Annotated in this window: 6 protein-coding genes and 1 tRNA gene; 3 read left to right on the top strand and 4 right to left on the bottom strand. The window is 57.1% G+C overall.

What is annotated here, in order from left to right:
* From WF331_RS24400 to WF331_RS24390, 3 genes are all read right to left on the bottom strand, one after another.
* A complete protein-coding gene (locus WF331_RS24400) occupies positions 1-2496 on the bottom strand; it encodes a hypothetical protein (RefSeq protein WP_340623370.1) in 2496 nt (831 codons plus the stop codon).
* A gap of 154 nt (positions 2497-2650) precedes the next feature.
* Positions 2651-5116: a hypothetical protein gene (locus WF331_RS24395; protein WP_340623369.1), complete on the bottom strand. Its 2466-nt coding sequence runs from the start codon at positions 5114-5116 to the stop codon at positions 2651-2653.
* A gap of 76 nt (positions 5117-5192) precedes the next feature.
* Positions 5193-7247, bottom strand: coding sequence for a hypothetical protein (locus WF331_RS24390; RefSeq protein ID WP_340623368.1), 2055 nt, complete (start codon positions 7245-7247; stop codon positions 5193-5195).
* 171 nt (positions 7248-7418) lie between these two features.
* Between WF331_RS24390 and WF331_RS24385 the strand changes: the two genes are divergently transcribed.
* The 3 genes from WF331_RS24385 to WF331_RS24375 all read left to right on the top strand — a co-directional run bounded on the left by WF331_RS24385 (position 7419) and on the right by WF331_RS24375 (position 16360).
* A complete protein-coding gene (locus WF331_RS24385; protein ID WP_340623367.1) occupies positions 7419-12443 on the top strand; it encodes an RHS repeat domain-containing protein in 5025 nt (1674 codons plus the stop codon).
* Between the two features lie 249 nt (positions 12444-12692).
* Positions 12693-15266, top strand: coding sequence for a fimbria/pilus outer membrane usher protein (locus WF331_RS24380; RefSeq protein ID WP_284399491.1), 2574 nt, complete (start codon positions 12693-12695; stop codon positions 15264-15266).
* A complete protein-coding gene (locus WF331_RS24375; protein WP_340623366.1) occupies positions 15266-16360 on the top strand; it encodes a fimbrial protein in 1095 nt (364 codons plus the stop codon). The genes WF331_RS24380 and WF331_RS24375 overlap by 1 nt, the downstream gene beginning before the upstream one ends.
* 138 nt (positions 16361-16498) lie before the next feature.
* Here the strand turns inward: WF331_RS24375 and WF331_RS24370 are convergent.
* Positions 16499-16574: transfer RNA gene (locus tag WF331_RS24370), tRNA-Gly, on the bottom strand.
* Between the last annotated feature and the right edge of the window lie 148 nt (positions 16575-16722).

Below are 16722 nucleotides of genomic sequence, written 5' to 3'. Positions count from 1 at the left end.
TCAGGTCCTCGCTGCACTTGGGTTGCTGAAGGCTGTTTTCACCGCGTCCATGGCTTTGATCTGCTCTGCGGTATAAGGAGCGCTGGCGTTCGTGCCATTCAGGGCCTGGTTCACCTCATGGAACGCTTGGGCCTCTTCGGGGGTGTACGGCATTGGCAGAACAGCGTAATTCCAATTCCCTGTAGCATTGCTGACACCGGCAATGATCACGTAATCGCCTTCCCCCGACTCTGACTTGTAAATACCCGTGTCTTTATCAACGGTTCCTTTGCCCTTGACCACGAACCATGTTGTCTCGGCAGGAGTCAGGTCTCGCACCGGTTCTCCCCATTTCTGATCGGTCAGCACCAGTTTCAGCGCTTCACCTTGTGCTTCGACCTTCACAATTGATTCAGAAGCCGTACTCCAAAGCACCGTGATATCAATGGTGGCAGTTTGATTACCACCGGTAACCAGCACTTGGTCCAGATGCATGAGCGCTCCAAGTACCGGCCCACTTTCCGGGTCATACTCGGGTGCGACATAGATCTTGATTCTCTTGTCCCTGGGGATCTTCAACTCGTCATATTCGGCAGCTATAGGGTCACGCAGGTCACCTTTGAAACCGTCACCCTTGGCCCAGACCAGTTCAGCCTCGATGCTTCCTCCCTCCAGCACATAACGTTGCGGTTGGTTAGGGAGGGAAAAGAGCGCATTAAGCAGCATCGGCCTTACCGCTACGGACTTGGGCACGACAGTGAACAGGGCGCTGCTGCTGATATCACCCACCGTTGCGGTGATGATGACCTGGCGGAACGTGCCAGCAATGGTGTCCGCTTTGGGGGCTTTGTATATGTCGTTGACGATTTCGCCCAACTGCTCAGGTCCCTCGGGGTTTTCCGGGTCATCAGGCAGCGCTTTCACCTCCCATTTCACCTCAACATCAGGCCCGGGCTTGGGCGTGATGGTCAGGTTCTGAGTGCCCTGCGCGGTGAGACGTTTCTCGATCGGGTCGATCGCGAAGGCAGTGAGAGTCGGGGCCAGTTCGCCCAGCATCGTCACATCGCCTAGGCTGGCGAAAGTATCAGCTACAGAGCGTTGCCCATTGCGGAAGAGCAGGCCGTTAAGGCGCATGAGATCAACAACTTCAACCCTCCCCTCGAACTTATCGAAAACTTCCGTCATGGTGTCCGTTATAAGGTTTTTGAAAAGGGCCCAATTTTCACGTATTTCTGCATCCCACTCGCCGTCTTCATACCACCCCCATGTACCATCTACGGTTACGGGGCCCTTAGTGAGTATGATTACGCCGTCTGTCATGCTGATTGAGAAGGAGCAGGACGCTGTAAGATCAAGGTCTAATGGCGCCTTAGCTTCACTCCACTCACCTTCCGCATATAGCTTAACTAAAACACCATCGGGAACATCACCCACAAAACGCCATGTGCAATCAACTTTACCGGAAGAAAAAGAGAACACGAGCTGGCCTAAATTTCCAAAAACAGAGAATTGGACCAAAAATCCTTTTTTAACAACAATTGGATAGGCCGCATTGAAAGCAATAGCGCCCGCTTCCGCTTCGGTAAAGAAACCCGATGCATTTTTTTTGTACGTAACCTCACGGGGGACGTATTTTGTCCCCGACAGACCGTCCAACAGGCTATTTAAAACATTTTTCACCCACGCTTCGTCGCTCAAGATAACATTCATAGAATACGGAACACCTGACTGCCGCTCAGGCAGCAAGTACGGCATATCCCCATCTTCCATAGGAAACCAACCATTCGCAGCACCATTGAATGCTACACCCACAATGATCGCACCTTCTTCCAGGTCTGCCTGATTCGTACTGGCCTCTGGTTTCGCCGCCCTGCCCAGGGAGTGCGTGCGAACCCCGAACGAGGTCGGGTTCAATTGACCTTGAACAGGTTCCAGCGTATTCAACTCCCAAATTTGCTTGCCTCTACCGATCTCTTTTAACTTGGCTTCAATAAATTCGCCCAGCTTGATGTTCAGTTCTTCCCATTGGCTCGCCTCAAAGGAATAAGCATTGCTATCGGCCAAGTCCAGATACACGCGACCGTCTTCATCAACCACTCCGCTCTTGCCCTCGTTGAGTTCGATGTTCATTCTCACGCGGGGCGCGGTCAGCGGGTCGAGGTACGAGATACCCACCAGCGTGGGCACCTGCGCACCTCGCTCCCGCCTCCATTCCATTATCTTGCCGCCCAACACTGGCAGGCTCAGGGCGACCTTCGAAGCCCCTATGTTCGAGTTCTCGAACGACAATACCGGCGCACCGAAAGTAAAGTTTTTTAGTCGGAAAACCGTACCGTCCTCAACCTTGTCACCCGACACCGGTTCAATCCAGGCCTTTGTATCGGCGCGCAGAATATGCTCCTGCATCAACAGAAGGTTCGCTTTTTGGCGGTCATAGACCAAAAACGCACCCCACTCGCGGGTCTGAGGCTTCTCTTTCATATAATTGTAATATTGCTCTAACGTTGGCCTGGCCATGATGGTTCTCCACACAATTTAGCAGCACGGTCTCTCGGGACACTGCAAGCAATAAGAGTAAACAGCCTGAATAAAACCACGGATAAAGCGGCGATCAGGTCCTCGCTGCACTCGGGCTGCTGAAGGCTGTTTTCACCGCCTCAATGGCTTTGATCTACTCCGCGGTATAAGGAGCGCTGGCGTTCTTGCCATTCATGGCCTGGTTCACCTCATGGAACGCCTGGGCCTCTTCGGGGGTGTACGGCATTGGCAGAACAGCGTAATTCCAATTCCCTGTAACATTGCTGACACCGGCAATGATCACGTAATCGCCTTCCCCCGCCCCTGACTTATAAATACCCGTTTTTTCATCAACGGTTCCTGTGCCCTTGCCCACGTACCATGTTGTTTCGGCAGGAGTCAGGTCTCGCACCGGTTCTCCCCATTTCTGATCGGTCAGCACCAGTTTCAGCGCTTCACCTTGTGCTTCGACCTTCACAGTTGAACTGGAAGCCGGCTTCCAAAGCACCGTGATATCGATGACTTCGGTATGATGACCACCGGTAACCAGCACTTGGTCCAGTTGTATGAGCTCGCCAAGTCCCGGATCAGTTTCCGGGTCTTTCTCGGGTGCGACATAGATCTTGACTCTCTTATCCCTGGGGATCTTAAACTCGTCATATTCGGCAACTGTAGGGTCACGCAGGTCACCTTTGAAACCGGCCCCCTTGGTCCAGGCCAATTCAGCCTCGATGCTTCCTCCCTCCAGTACATAGCGTTGCGGTTGGTCAGGGAGGGAAAAGAGCGCATTAAGCAGCATCGGCCTTACCGCTACGGACTTGGGCACGACAGTGAACAGGGCGCTGCTGCTGATAACACCCACCGTTGCGGTGATGATGACCTGGCGGAACGTGCCAGCAATGGTGTCCGCTTTGGGTGCTTTGTATATGTCGTTGACGATTTCGCCCAACTGCTCTGGTCCCTCGGGGTTTTCCGGGTCATCAGGCAGCGCTTTCACCTCCCATTTCACCTCAGCACCAGGCTCGGGCTTGGGCGTGAGCGTAAGCTTTTGCGTGGCTTCGGGGACGAGAGTTTTTTCAATCGGGTCGATCGCGAAGGCAGTGAGGATGGGGGCTAGTTCGCCCAGCATCGAAATATCGCCGGGGGCCGACAACGTGTCCATGACCGAGCGCTGACCATTGCGGAAGAGCAGGCCGTTAAGGCGCAGGAGGTCAATAACTTCTATGCGGCCGGCGATGGAAGTCATCGCCTTATCAATGACAGAGAGAATTTCAGCCTTGATGGTTGGAACACTGTCTTTAAATCTACCCGTCGCCCCGTCGTTTTCGTCGCCTCCATTCCAGGGTACAGTCCATGCATCACCCGTAATGACCACAGGACCTTTCACTATTGCAACGGCAGCGCTTGTCTTGTCAAGACTAAGCACGCAAGTCGCTTTGAAACTAGAGTGAAGCCTCGACATATACCCCATTTGAACACCGGATTCGTGCCAGACTTCAATAGCACCAATTCGATCTCCAGCGTTCCACTCAACGTGGATATCTTCATCAACAACAGTAAACTCAAAGTCCCCCAGCTGACCATCCCTTGCAATGACCCCAAGCCAGATAGTCCCCTTGATAGGCGAATCATTTCCTGCTCTACCTAGCTCCTCGGTGCGCGTGTAACTAATATGACACCCAGAAGCCCCAACAATAAAGCCCTCGCCATTGCGCGTATACTCCAACTCACCAGCAACAGTACCCTCCATACCTTTGACAAGCTTTGAGAAGACATCCATCAGCCAAACGTCGTTAGACAAAATAACGTTCATCGAATATGCCCCCCCCGCCACGCGTTCAGGCAGCAAATACGGCATATCCCCATCTTCCCCAGGAAACCCACCATTCGCAGCGCCATTGAATGCTACGCCCACAATGATCGCACCTTCTTCCAGGTCTGCCTGATTCGTACTGGCCTCCGGTTTCCCCGCCCTGCCCAGGGAGTGCGTGCGAACCCCGAACGAGGTCGGGTTCAATGCGCCCTGAACAGGCTTCAGTGTATTCAACTCCCAGATTTGCTCGCCTTTACCGACCTCTTTTAACTTTGCTTCAATAAATTCGCCCAGCTTGGTATTCAGTTCTTCCCATTGACTCACTTCAAAGTAATAAGCACTGCTATCGGCCAAGTCCAGATACACACGACCGTCTTCAGCAACCACTCCGCCCGTGCCCTCGTTGAGCTTGATGTTCATCTTCACGCGGGGCGCGGTCAGCGGGTCCAGGTGCGAGATACCCACCAGCGTGGGCAACTGCGCACCTGGCTCCCGCCTCCATTCGGTTATCTTGCCGCTCAACACTGGCAGGCTCAGGGCGGCCTTCGAAGCCCCTATGTTCGAGTTCTCGAACGACAACACCGGCGCACCGAAAGTAAAGTTGTTGAGTCGGAAAACCGTACCGGCCTCAACCTTGTCACCCGACACCGGTTCAATCCAGGCCTTTGTACCGGCGCGCAGAATATGCTCTTGTATCAACAGAAGGTTCGCTTTTTGTCGGTCATAGACCAAAAACGCACCCCACCCGCGGGTCTGAGGCTTCCGCTTCATAAAATTGTAATATTGTTCTAACGTTGGCCTGGCCATGATGATTCTCCACACAATTTAGCAGCACGGTCTCTCTGGACCTTGCACGCAATAAAAATAAACTGCCTGAATAAAACTACGGAAGAAGCGGCGTCGACTGCGACGGGTATTTCAAATAAAACCCCCCTCCATTGAAACTCACTCGAGCATACAAGGTGAAGTTATCGCCTATGTTCAGCTTTCGGAATTCCGACTTGGGCACCATTTCATTCTTAACGCCATCTCGCACTTCGGCGTCCGTAATTGCCTTTGCGTCCCGAACAATGAACTCCACCCCATTGCCCCGAGGGTCCACCCCTTCCATCACAATGGTCAGCAGTTGCCCCCGAGCAATAAACGGCCATTTGATCATGGACAACCTGGCTCCAGCTTCAGGTAACTTGCTGAACTCCACCGGGCCATCAGTCAAATCGACTGTCGGCAGCGTTGCCATATCCAGCGGCTTGATGCGTAACTTGTAAGGCATCGAATCAATGTACGTGCCTGCATCCGTCGACAGCCTGTAGAACACATTGAACCGCCAACTGGTGTCCGCCTGGGTCTGGCCCATATTGGTCGCCACATATTCGGGCGGAATAAAGAAACGCAACGGTTTTTCCGGGGAGGCAGGCGCTTTGGCTACGTATTCGCCAAGCGGCCCAGGACCAGCCCAATGCACATGCAGCTCCTCCTGTGGCAACTGGATGCCAGGCGGCACATTGACGTAAACACCTGATATGGACTGATCAGCCAATATATTGCCGCTTTCCGCTGCGCCGTCCGGCGCAGCGCCCTCAACCAAGGGCACGTTCAGCAAGCGTGTAGGTTGCACATTGACTTGCAACACTTCTGAACGCAGTGCTTCACCTTCGCGACCATACAGATAGGAAACGCTTACATTGGCCCCCTGGCTGATAGCCAGGGTTTCCGGGCTGATCCGAAACAGGATTGAATCGGCTGCCCGGATGCTAGGGTCGACCCGCATCGATGGCATATAGGGTGGGCGTCCGGGGACGGGCCACTGCAGGGTGAGGTAGTCTGAATCTGCAATGCCAGGGTAATCCGGCAGCTTCACCAGCAGACCATTGGGGAAGCTCCTCGGGTCCAGCGGATCGCCTTCGTTGTACCCATCGATCGAGGGCTTGCCAAGATAGCCTGGCAGCGCGCCTTTGGAGTCGACCTGCAGCCGTTGCACCGGCGCTTTCAACTGCCCACCCGCTGCAAACTTGATCTCGTAGGTGGCAAGTACATAGCCTGGGTCAATCCAGTCAAAGTTTTGCTTGGGTACCGTGCCACTGATTGCGCTTTCTCCGAAATGGTCCTGGGTAACGGTGACCACTTCCTCCCACGTAGCGTCGAGCTTACCGTCTGGCTCATAACATTCGACTGTCAGGGTGACCTTGTCATCTACCTGCATCGCCTGATAGGGAGGCACTACAACCCTCATCCCTGAACCCGGTAGTTTGTCAGGCTGAATAATCAAGCCATGGGAGTCCACCACTTGCAGTACGGACAGCGTTTCAACCTGTCTGTTGGGTCTTACCCCTATATAGCAAAAGGTTCGTAACGATGCAGCTTTAGGCTTGACGCCGTCCGTCTCACGACTGTAGGAGTAAAAGGCTTCACCACCCGCGGCATCTTTGATATAGCTGTTTGCAATTTGGACTTCTAAGCCTTCTAAATTTCCGCCACCAAGGAAATACTCCGCCGTATAGTCATATGCTTCGCCGGCGGCGCTACGCCCTAACCAACGCACAACCACATGGTCGTTAAGCTCCATGCCCGTGTACTTGATAAGGGTCGTCAATGGCTTATCGCCCAATGCATCCAGATCGATTTCATTGAGTGCCGTCAGTCCCTCAATCGTGGGCGCCTCCAAAGCCTCATCTTGATCTAGCCGCTCATTCATGTCGAAAATTCCAAAAAAAGTGTTGAGCGCCTGCACGCCGCCTGAATAAGAAGTCGCACCCGTGGGGTAGATAATAAACAGAGCGATAACGGCACTGTTCCAGTACCTGTCACCCGGCTTGGTTGCTTGCCAGGACAGTTTTAGTGCGCGCCCGCCTGCTGCACAACTAGCAAAATTAACAGGTGGCCCGCACGCCGCCCCTGGCAGCGGGGTAGGCGCACCTAGCAGTTCTGCCAGGTGCACCCATCATTTTTTTATCTTAGCCTTCACGACAGACCAGATTTTCAAATAACACCTGACGCCCGCACAGCAGTGATGGAGAGCGCCAATTCACGCCCCTGAATATGCCCGGTACAGGATCCATGGCTTGACACCGGCTATTCAACGTATACCGCACACTCAGGAACCCCGCATATGGCAACCACATCGAATGCCTTCAATTTTTCAAGTTTCATGCAGAGTAGTGTCGACCCTCGTACAGGCCTGTACACGTTGTCCATTGACCTTCCGGCCTTGAATGCGAACGATCTTTGCGGTCCCGACTTACCCCTGCAATTAAATTTTAGCCCGATGAGCAATGAAAACTACGGGTTTGGTATCGGCTGGCGCCTGAAACTCAGCAGTTTCAATATCACAACCGGCATGCTCTCACTGCACACCGGTGAATCTTTCAAAGTTGCAGACAACGGGCCTGGTAACGCACCCGTTATCGCAGAAAAAAAAATTGACAGCTTTCATTTCACAAATATCAGTGCAGGTACTAAAAAACGCATCCGTATTGCACATAAAAGCGGCCTGATCGAAATACTCGAGCCCCAGGAAAAAGATCCGGAAACCGCCCTGCCTGTGCGCGTCATGGGCGCTTCCGGCCATGGTGTCAACCTGGCCTACGATACGACCGAGGCCAAACCACGCCTGAAATCCATCACCGATGACACCAAGCATATACTGCTGGAAATAAAATACCCCACCAACAATCGGACGGAGTTTACGTTCAACCCGACAACCCGCAGCGCGGCCCGCTACACACTGGACCTGGTGAACAACGAACTCCGAAAAGTCACCCTGCCCACCTCAAGTGACGAATACTGGGAACTGCACTACAAGCTTTACGACAGATTCCCCTTCCTGTCCAAAGTCGAAAACCCCGATAAAGGCGTGGAAGAAATTACTTACCACGAGGGGAAAACGGGCCATAAATACCCAGGTATCGATCGGTATCTGCCCGCTGTCAAGGCCCACTTGATCATGCCTGATGTGCCTGACACTACCACCCACATACTTACGGAATATACGTACTCCAACAATAATTTCCTGGGCAACGGCACTGGCCTGACCTATGGCGAGGAAAATGGCACGGACCAGCTTTACCGCTTTACCGGCCATACCTTTGAATACAACTCCACCGCCAAACATTTTCGGGATAAAAAAGAGTACCGAACGGTCGTTAGCACATTCAACCGTTTCCATCTGATGACGTCCCAAGCCACCACAGACGACGGCTGTATCGAGACCATCACAACGACGTACAACGAATTAGAAAACTTAGAATTCAAATACCAACCTAATCACTTCCAGCTTCCCCTCACCGTCAGAAAATCCTGGGCGAAAGCAGGTGATCCAACGGTGGGCGACTACGAGGAAACGAAAACCACCTATGACATCCATGGCAACTTGTTGACGGAACTTAAACCCGACGGCACAAGCATGAGGCGTACCTATTACCCTGGCATGGATGACCCGGAAGGCTTTGAACGCAACCTCAAGTTCATGGTCATCTACCCCGCCACTCCGTCCAGCCCGGACGAACCGCTGGCCCAACTCATAAGCAGCGAATTCACCTATGCCAGCCTGCCGGCACTGCCACAGAACAACCCCGACCTGAATATGCCAGAATGGCTGTTGCTGGAGAAGGAAGACATTTTTGAAGGCGAGGGGGAAGCGCGCCAGTTGCTAAACAGCAAAATCCGCCGCTATCTGAATAAAGTCGACACTCCGTTCCAACATGGTCGGGTCGACCAACAAATCACACAGATCAACGATGCAACCACTACCAGCGACTGGAAGTACGAAAAAGTCAAGGACGGCAATGATCAGCTCACTTGGAGCCGCAGCACCGAAACCTTCACTGACCATACCCATACGTTAGAGAAAAAAACAGCCACTACCTACTCCATGCATAACGGCCAAGTGGTACTGGAGCACGATGCCAATAATGTGTTCACACACTATGAGCATGACGTATTGGGCCGCGTCATCGCAGAAACCGCGAGCCCTGGCACCCCCTATGCCACCACACGCACCACCGCCTACAAGCTGCTCGACGAAAGTGGGCGCAAACGCACCTGCGAGGAAACCACCGACAGCAAGGGTGTAGTCACCCGCACCGTATTCGATGGCAGCCGCCGCCCGATCCGGGAAGAGCGTGAAGCCAAGGACGCCGTGACAGGGGTAGTCGTGAAGCGCACGGTAGCCGAGTTCAACTATGACTCGGCGGGCCGCCTGGTGAGCGAAATCGGCTATGACTACCTGCCGGACAAAGACGGCAAGCCAGAGCCGCGCGTGCTCAAGCTGGAGTCAAAGTACAAGTACGACGGCTGGGGCCAACAGTGCGAGGAAGAACGTCCCGACGGCATCAAGGAACGTATCGACGCTACGCCGCTCGAGCCTGGTGGCCAGCTGATCACCCGCTGGACCGAAAGCCCGAACGCGCCCGGGCACAGGCTGCAGCAAACCGTCAGTAAGCTCAATCGCTTCAGCAAACCGGTTTACGAGTGCCGTCTGCTGGAGGAAGAAGTCAAGGCCCCTGACGAAAGCACGCACCGTGTTACACGCGAGGCCGGCCGCACTGACTTCACCTACGATGGGGTCGGCCGCTGCGTGAGCCGGACCGAATCTATCCTGGACCCGAGAGGCGGCAACCAGATCATCAAACGCACCAGCAAGTTCACCTATGACGCCTTGGGCCGCATGACCAGCAATCAGCGGCCAGATGGCACGACCCTGCTACGTAAGTTCGCCCCCCACAGCATGGGCGAACTGGTCACTGAACTGCAGTTGAAAGAGAACAGTAACGCAGCTGAGCAGATGCTCTACGAGCGTAAGTTCGACGGGCTTGGCCGCCTGGTGCGCATGACCGTGGGTCTGCGGGTGGAGGAATACAGTTATCAGGGCACGACCCAGTTGGTCGACAAGCGCACGGCGTTCAGCCTGGATCCCACAAGCCTCCGCAAGCGGGTGATCGGCTATGAGTACAAGCAAGAGCTGACAGAGCACCCCAGCAAGCTTGTCGCCACCCTGGAAGACGAGGACGGCCTTGCCCGCCAGGGGGAGCAACTGGCGGCAGACTTCGAATATGACGGCGAGAGCGCAGAAATCACCCACGCCAACAATGCACAGGGTAAACGCGGTTATGTATACACCGACCAAGGCGACCTTTGCGAAGAACACCTGACCGACACTGAAGGTACGCCTTACAGCGTCACTTACCAGCAGTCCTGGCAAGGCCTGCCGACACAGCGCAAGCACAGCGATGGCCAAGCCTGTGATTATGACTACGATGGGCAAGGTCGGCTGGTATCGGTGGTACAGGGTAATCTCAAGTCAACCCTGACCTACTCCGAAGACACCGGCCTGCTGGAGACCACCGAAACCCGCGACACCACCAACCCCGACGCGCAACAACAGCCTGTCACCCTGTGCACCCAGCACAACGACAGCTTGGGCAGGGAGACCCGCCGCACCTTGAGCGTCAACGGCCAGGTGCGCCAGCTGGTAAATGTATGGCTGGACAACGACATGCTGCATTCGCGAACCCTTTGGCAAGGCGAGCAAAAACTGCGTGAGGAAACGTTCGAGTATGACGATCTCGGTCGCCTGACCAAATACGACTGCCCTGTCCAAACCACCAGCGGCCGGCAGATCAAAACCCAGATATTCAGATTCGACGCGGTAGACAATGTCAAACGCTGCCGTACAACCTTCAATGAGGGCGACCCGGACGATGCGGAGTTCACCTACTGCGCTCATGACAGCTTCCGGCTGAAAAAGGTCACGCATACTGTGCCGCCTGAAGGTTGCCCGCTGGAACAGACTTTCAGCTACGACGAACTGGGCAACATGCTCAACGATGAATGCGGTAATGCCTTGTACTACGACAGCCTTGGCCGCCTGCACCAGGTGCAGGATGCCAACCGCAAGGTGACGGCGCAGTACGGCTATGACGGGCATGATCAGCTGCTTTACTCGGGCACTGACGCGCGCAAGATTCAGCGCCGCTACCTGGACCATAGCCTGGACAGCATATTGGAAGACGGCCTGCTCACCGAGTATTTGCGCGCCGGCGGCCAACCTCGGGCACAGCAGCAAGCTGGCAGCGCCACACTGCTGCTTACCGACCATGCGGGCAGCGTGAACACCGAGCACGATGCCGACGGCACGCGCCATGCCCACTACGCCCCGTACGGCGAACAACAGCCCGAGGACGCCGAGCAGCCACTGCGCAGCCTGCTGGCCTTCAACGGCGAAGCCCGCGAGAGGGCTTTGGGCTGGTACCTGTTGGGCAGCGGCTACCGTGCCTACAACCCAGGCCTGATGCGCTTCCACAGCCCAGACTCGATGCCACCTGAAGAGGCCGGCATCAACCCGTACGTGTATGCCCTGGGCAATCCGGTTTACTGGCACGACCCCACCGGCCATCGCGGTGAGCCCGTGACCCGTGGCCGCCAGGCACCGCTGGAACGTCGCACAGAAGCAACACCCAAGGTACCTTGGTATGCCTGGTTGGGCGTCGCTGCTCTCGCCGCCATTTTCGTTGTAGGGGCGTACATGGCGCCGTGGTCGATTCCGGCCGCCATCAGCGCGGTTGCCAACCTCGCCGCTACGGTCCTGGGGGGGGTGGCGACAAGCTACATGTACAAAAACCCGGAACTTGCGAACATGCTGCAGAACTTCGCGACTGTGTTCTCCGTTATTGGCATGTTTGCGGCCGGATATGGGGCTGCGACGACGAGAGCGGCAGGGGCGGCCGCCAAGGGCGCTCAAGGGCCGGCCGCCAAGGGGGCTCAAGCGGCGCCCCCCACGACAAAGGCGGGTGGGCAGATAATAGAGAATCGAATCTACAACTTCATACAAAAGCCCTCAGGTAGAATTGTGCCCCGCCGTGCTCGTGCGTCTATTCGCACAATAACTGAGCCTGGCCCGTCATCAGCTTCGGGAACAAGCTCGGCGTCGACGCCCACCACAAGCAGTAGTGCTGCTAGCACCTCTGCTCAAGCAAGTACCTCCACAGTCTTGTCGCCGAGTGTCGTTAGCCGCCCAACCGGCGCACCGCCCCCCCATGGATTCAAACTTGATCTGTCACTACTGAGCGAGAGCAATAGGTTCGTATTGCGTCGGGGTGCTAACGGAAGCTACTTCACCGCCCCCCTCCTCCCCTAACGGGTTTACGTCTCGCTGCCTCTGGCAGCGAGACGCCCCATCAAGCACCAGGACAATCACCAGCACATCCTTTTATCCCGACAAATCAGAAGCCTTTTCCTACATCCCAAGCCCTGACAGCCCTCTAACCTGCCCCCGCCTTTTCAACGTGACCCGGCAAACAACTGCCTTCACGCCCCGTCATTCGCTTCAGGCGCCTGCCACGAGCCCACCTGTGCATCGTCCGTCGGCGCCGCCCAGGACACGCTCATGCTCCAGCTCGAACGGCGCAGGCTATTGCCGTTGCGCCCGCGCCTCGCCCCGCTGCCGCCACTGCTTGGCGGCTGCCTGGCGTTGGCCCTTGCCCACCCTGCCTTGGCCGGCCAGACCGACATCGCCTTCCAGCCCGGTTTCATGCGCCAGGCCCCAGGCCAGTCCGCCGAGGCCGGTACCCTGGCGCTGCAAAACCTTGCCGCGCAGGCACTCTTGCCGTCGGGACGCTACCGGGTGCAGGTCTCGCTCAACCTCAGCCCCCTGCCCGAACAGGACATCGATTTCATCGAGGGCCCAAATGGAAAAAGGTTGCAGCCCTGCCTGACGGCCGAACTGCTACGCACCCTCGACCTGCGCGAGCAGGCCCTGGAAACACCCCTGCCAGACGACGACAGCTGTGTGGACCTGGCGCAGCTGGTACCACACGCCAGTGCCGATTTCGACCCCGCACAGTTGCACCTGTCGCTGTCGATCCCGCAAATCGCCCTGCGCCAGGACCGTTCGGGCAGCGTGCCCGAGGCCCGCTGGAGCAACGGCATCAACGCCGCCTTCATCAGTTACCAGGCTTCGGCCCAGCACAGCAGCCAGCGCGATGGCCGCAGCCGCAGCAGCCAGGACCTGTACTTGAACAGCGGCCTTAACCTGGGGCCCTGGCGCCTGCGTAGCAAGCAGGCACTACGCGAGGAGGCCGACGGGGCACGCCGCTGGACCCGTAGCGACACGTTCGCGCAGCGCGACCTGCCCGGCCTGCAGGCCAACCTCACCCTGGGCGAAACCTTCACCAACAGCGACATGTTCCGCAGCGTGCGCTTCACAGGCGCGCAGGTGGCGTCCGACACAGGCATGCTGCCCGATGCAATGCAGCATTACGCGCCAATAATCCGCGGGGTAGCCCAAAGCCGTGCCAAGGTAGAAATCCTGCACAATGGCTACCCTATCTATTCCAGCTACGTTGCGCCCGGCCCTTACGCCATCGATGACCTCAGCGTGGGCTCTGGCCATGGCGAGCTGGAAGTGGTCATCACCGAAGCCGATGGCCAGATCCGCCGCTTCACTCAACCCTACTCGAGCATGGGCAGCCTGCTGCGCGAAGGCGTGTGGCGCTACAGCGCGACCGTGGGCCGCTACGACGGCGCCGAACAACTCGACGACCCGATGTTCTGGCAGGCCACCCTGGCCCGCGGCGGTGTCTGGGACACTACGCTGTATGGCGGCGTGCTTTCCAGCGAGTACTACAACGCCGGCGTGCTGGGGTTGGCCCGCGACATCGGCCAGATAGGCGCGTTGTCGTTCGATGTCACCCGTTCCTCCAGCGCCCTGGGCACCACGCTGGGCGATGCCCACGGCCACAGCTTTGCCTTGCGCTACGGCAAAAGCTTCCAGAGCCGCACCAGCGTGCGCTTCGCCGGTTATCGCTACTCGACCGAGGGCTACCGCGACTTCGACGAAGCTGTGCGGCAACGTAGTAATGCCAGCAGCTACCTTGGCAACCGCCGCAGCCGCCTGGAAGCATCGGTGTACCAGAGCGTCGGTGAACGGAGCGCACTCAACCTGACCTTATCTCAGGACACTTACTGGCAAACCAGCAACCAGCGCCGCCAGTACCAGTTGCAATACACCACCCGCCTGGGCAAAGTCGCGGTCAACCTGTTTGCCTCGCAGGCCCTGGACTCGAAAAACGACGACAGCCGCATGTTCGGCCTGAGCTTGAGCATGCCACTGGACTTTGGCCGCCAGCAACAGGCCAGCTTCGACGTGCGCAACAACAATGGCCAGATCAGCGAACGCGCCAACCTCAGCGGCGGCCTGCTGGACAACCAGCTCAGCTACAGCACTTCGCTGGCCCACGATGACCAAGGGCGCAACAGCGGTGGGCTGTCTATCAACTACCAAGGCAGCCAGGCCAGTGTCGGCATGGGCTACAACGAAGGCAACGACTACCGCAGCATGTCGGTGAACGCCAGCGGTGCCGTGATGCTGCATGGCGACGGCCTGGCGTTTGGCAGCCATCTGGGCGAAACCATGGCCCTGGTCCACGTGCCCGATGTGGCCGGCGTCGGCGTACAGAACACCTCCTCGGCGCGTACCAATGCCCAAGGTTATGCACTGGTGCCGTACCTGCGCCCCTATCGCCTGAATTCACTGGTACTGCAAACCGACGACCTGTCGCCGGAAGTGGTGATTGGCAATGCCAGCCAGCAAGTGGTGCCGCGACGCGGCGCGGTGGTCAAGGCCAGCTACGAAGCCGAGCATGTGGGCCGCCTGGTGCTGACCCTGCGCCAGGCCAATGGCCAACCCGTGCCATTTGGCGCCCAGGTGCTCGATGCCGATGGCCAGAGCCTGGGTGTGGTCGGCCAGGCCGGCCAGGCACTGGTGTCCACCCGCACCACAGGCCCGCAAACCATACGCGTGCTGTGGGGCGAGGCCAGCGATAAAGCCTGCACACTGCACATCGACCCGCAAGCACTCGCACAAGAGGGTGGCTACCGCCTGCAAACCCTGCACTGCCAACTGCCCGTAGCCAGCAGCCAGCCCCTTCTGCCCGGCGACAAAACCCAGGAAACACTCTGATGACAGCGTTCACCTTCAACATCGACCGCAGCTTGCGGCTGACCGCCTGCTGCCTGGGCCTGGGCCTGGGCCTGGGCCTGCTCTCTGGCAACGCTTACGCCGACTGTACGTTTCAGACAGGCAGCAGCTACATGACCTACGAGCGTGACATGGGGACATTCTGGGTACCCCGCGATGCCGCAGTCGGTACGGTGATCGGTACCAGCTCGATGACCAGGCCCAACAACGAAGGCGCCAGCGTCTCGTGCGGGTGGAACCCTGCCAGCCCGCCCACGGCAAGGCTGCCCAACACCGCGCCAATCTTCTCTGGCGCCTTGCCGCCCCTGAATGGCAAGGACATCAATGGCCACGTCATGGAAACCAACATTCGCGGGGTTGGCGTATACATGGAGCTTGGTTCACCATTCGACGGCGTGGCCAACAACTCATTCGCCCCAGATGCTGGCACCTCCCCTGTCATCCCCTACTCGGGGACCATGCAAGACCAGCCTTTCCCCGTCGGGGTGTCGGTTATCACCGGTACTGCCTGGTTCATCAAGACCGGGCCAATCGATCCCGGCCCCCAACGCGTCAACGGCGAGATGTTTCATGGGTTCCTGCATAACCTGGGCAAGGTGATTGAGTACCGCGTGAGCGCAACGGTGAACCAGGCGCAGTGTTCACTGAAATCCAACTCGGTAAGCCCCGGCCTGGTGAATCTGGGCAATTACACCCCTGCCGATTTCACAGGGGCAAACCCCGCGACCCCGCCCGTTCCCTTCCAGATAACACTCAGCGAGTGCGAAGACGCCAGCGCCCCCAACCCCGCGCCCGCGAACGTGTACATCGAACTGGATGGCGCCAATGGCTCGGTGCCGACCGTGCCAGCCGAGGGACGCTTTAGCCTGGGTGGCGCTTCCGATGCCGCCGGGGTTGAAATCCAGCTGCTGCGTAGCGATGGCTCGCCCATGCCACTGCAATCGGAGGAAATGGTCAAGCCAATAAGTATCGGCACCACCCATCTGGACTTCCAGGCGCGCTACTACCAGAGCGCACCAGTGATAACCCCGGGCTTGGCCGAGGGCGGGCTGACCTTTACCGTAAGCTACAAATAACGTGCAAAAAAAGGCCGCTGGGTGAATACCCTGCGGCCTGTGTAACGATAAAAACAAATGATCGGAAACGAAAAAAGACGCCGAAGCGTCTTTTTTTGAAGGTTCACAAAGTTTTATTCAACCCTGTAAACCAATATTTGGAGCGGGAAACGAGACTCGAACTCGCGACCCCGACCTTGGCAAGGTCGTGCTCTACCAACTGAGCTATTCCCGCAATTTGAAGCTTTACCACTACCGGCGTGAAGCGCCTTTACAGCCTTCACCACCACTGCACCGCATAGACGCCACAGTATTTAAACTGGAGCGGGAAACGAGACTCGAACTCGCGACCCCGACCTTGGCAAGGTCGTGCTCTACCAACT

Origin of the sequence: Pseudomonas sp. YNh, assembly GCF_037993085.1 — a bacterium.
In the GTDB taxonomy this organism is placed as follows: Bacteria; Pseudomonadota; Gammaproteobacteria; order Pseudomonadales; family Pseudomonadaceae; genus Aquipseudomonas; species Aquipseudomonas putida.
Note: the sequence above shows the minus strand (reverse complement) of the source record. Positions and strands in the feature narration are given on the sequence as shown.

Excerpts from the sequence above, each read along its gene's own strand:
- WF331_RS24380 (WP_284399491.1), top strand. The coding sequence starts at position 12,693 with ATGCTCCAGCTCGAACGGCGCAGGCTATTGCCGTTGCGCCCGCGCCTC.
- WF331_RS24400 (WP_340623370.1), bottom strand. The coding sequence starts at position 2,496 with ATGGCCAGGCCAACGTTAGAGCAATATTACAATTATATGAAAGAGAAG.
- WF331_RS24375 (WP_340623366.1), top strand. The coding sequence starts at position 15,266 with ATGACAGCGTTCACCTTCAACATCGACCGCAGCTTGCGGCTGACCGCC.
- WF331_RS24395 (WP_340623369.1), bottom strand. The coding sequence starts at position 5,116 with ATGGCCAGGCCAACGTTAGAACAATATTACAATTTTATGAAGCGGAAG.
- WF331_RS24385 (WP_340623367.1), top strand. The coding sequence starts at position 7,419 with ATGGCAACCACATCGAATGCCTTCAATTTTTCAAGTTTCATGCAGAGT.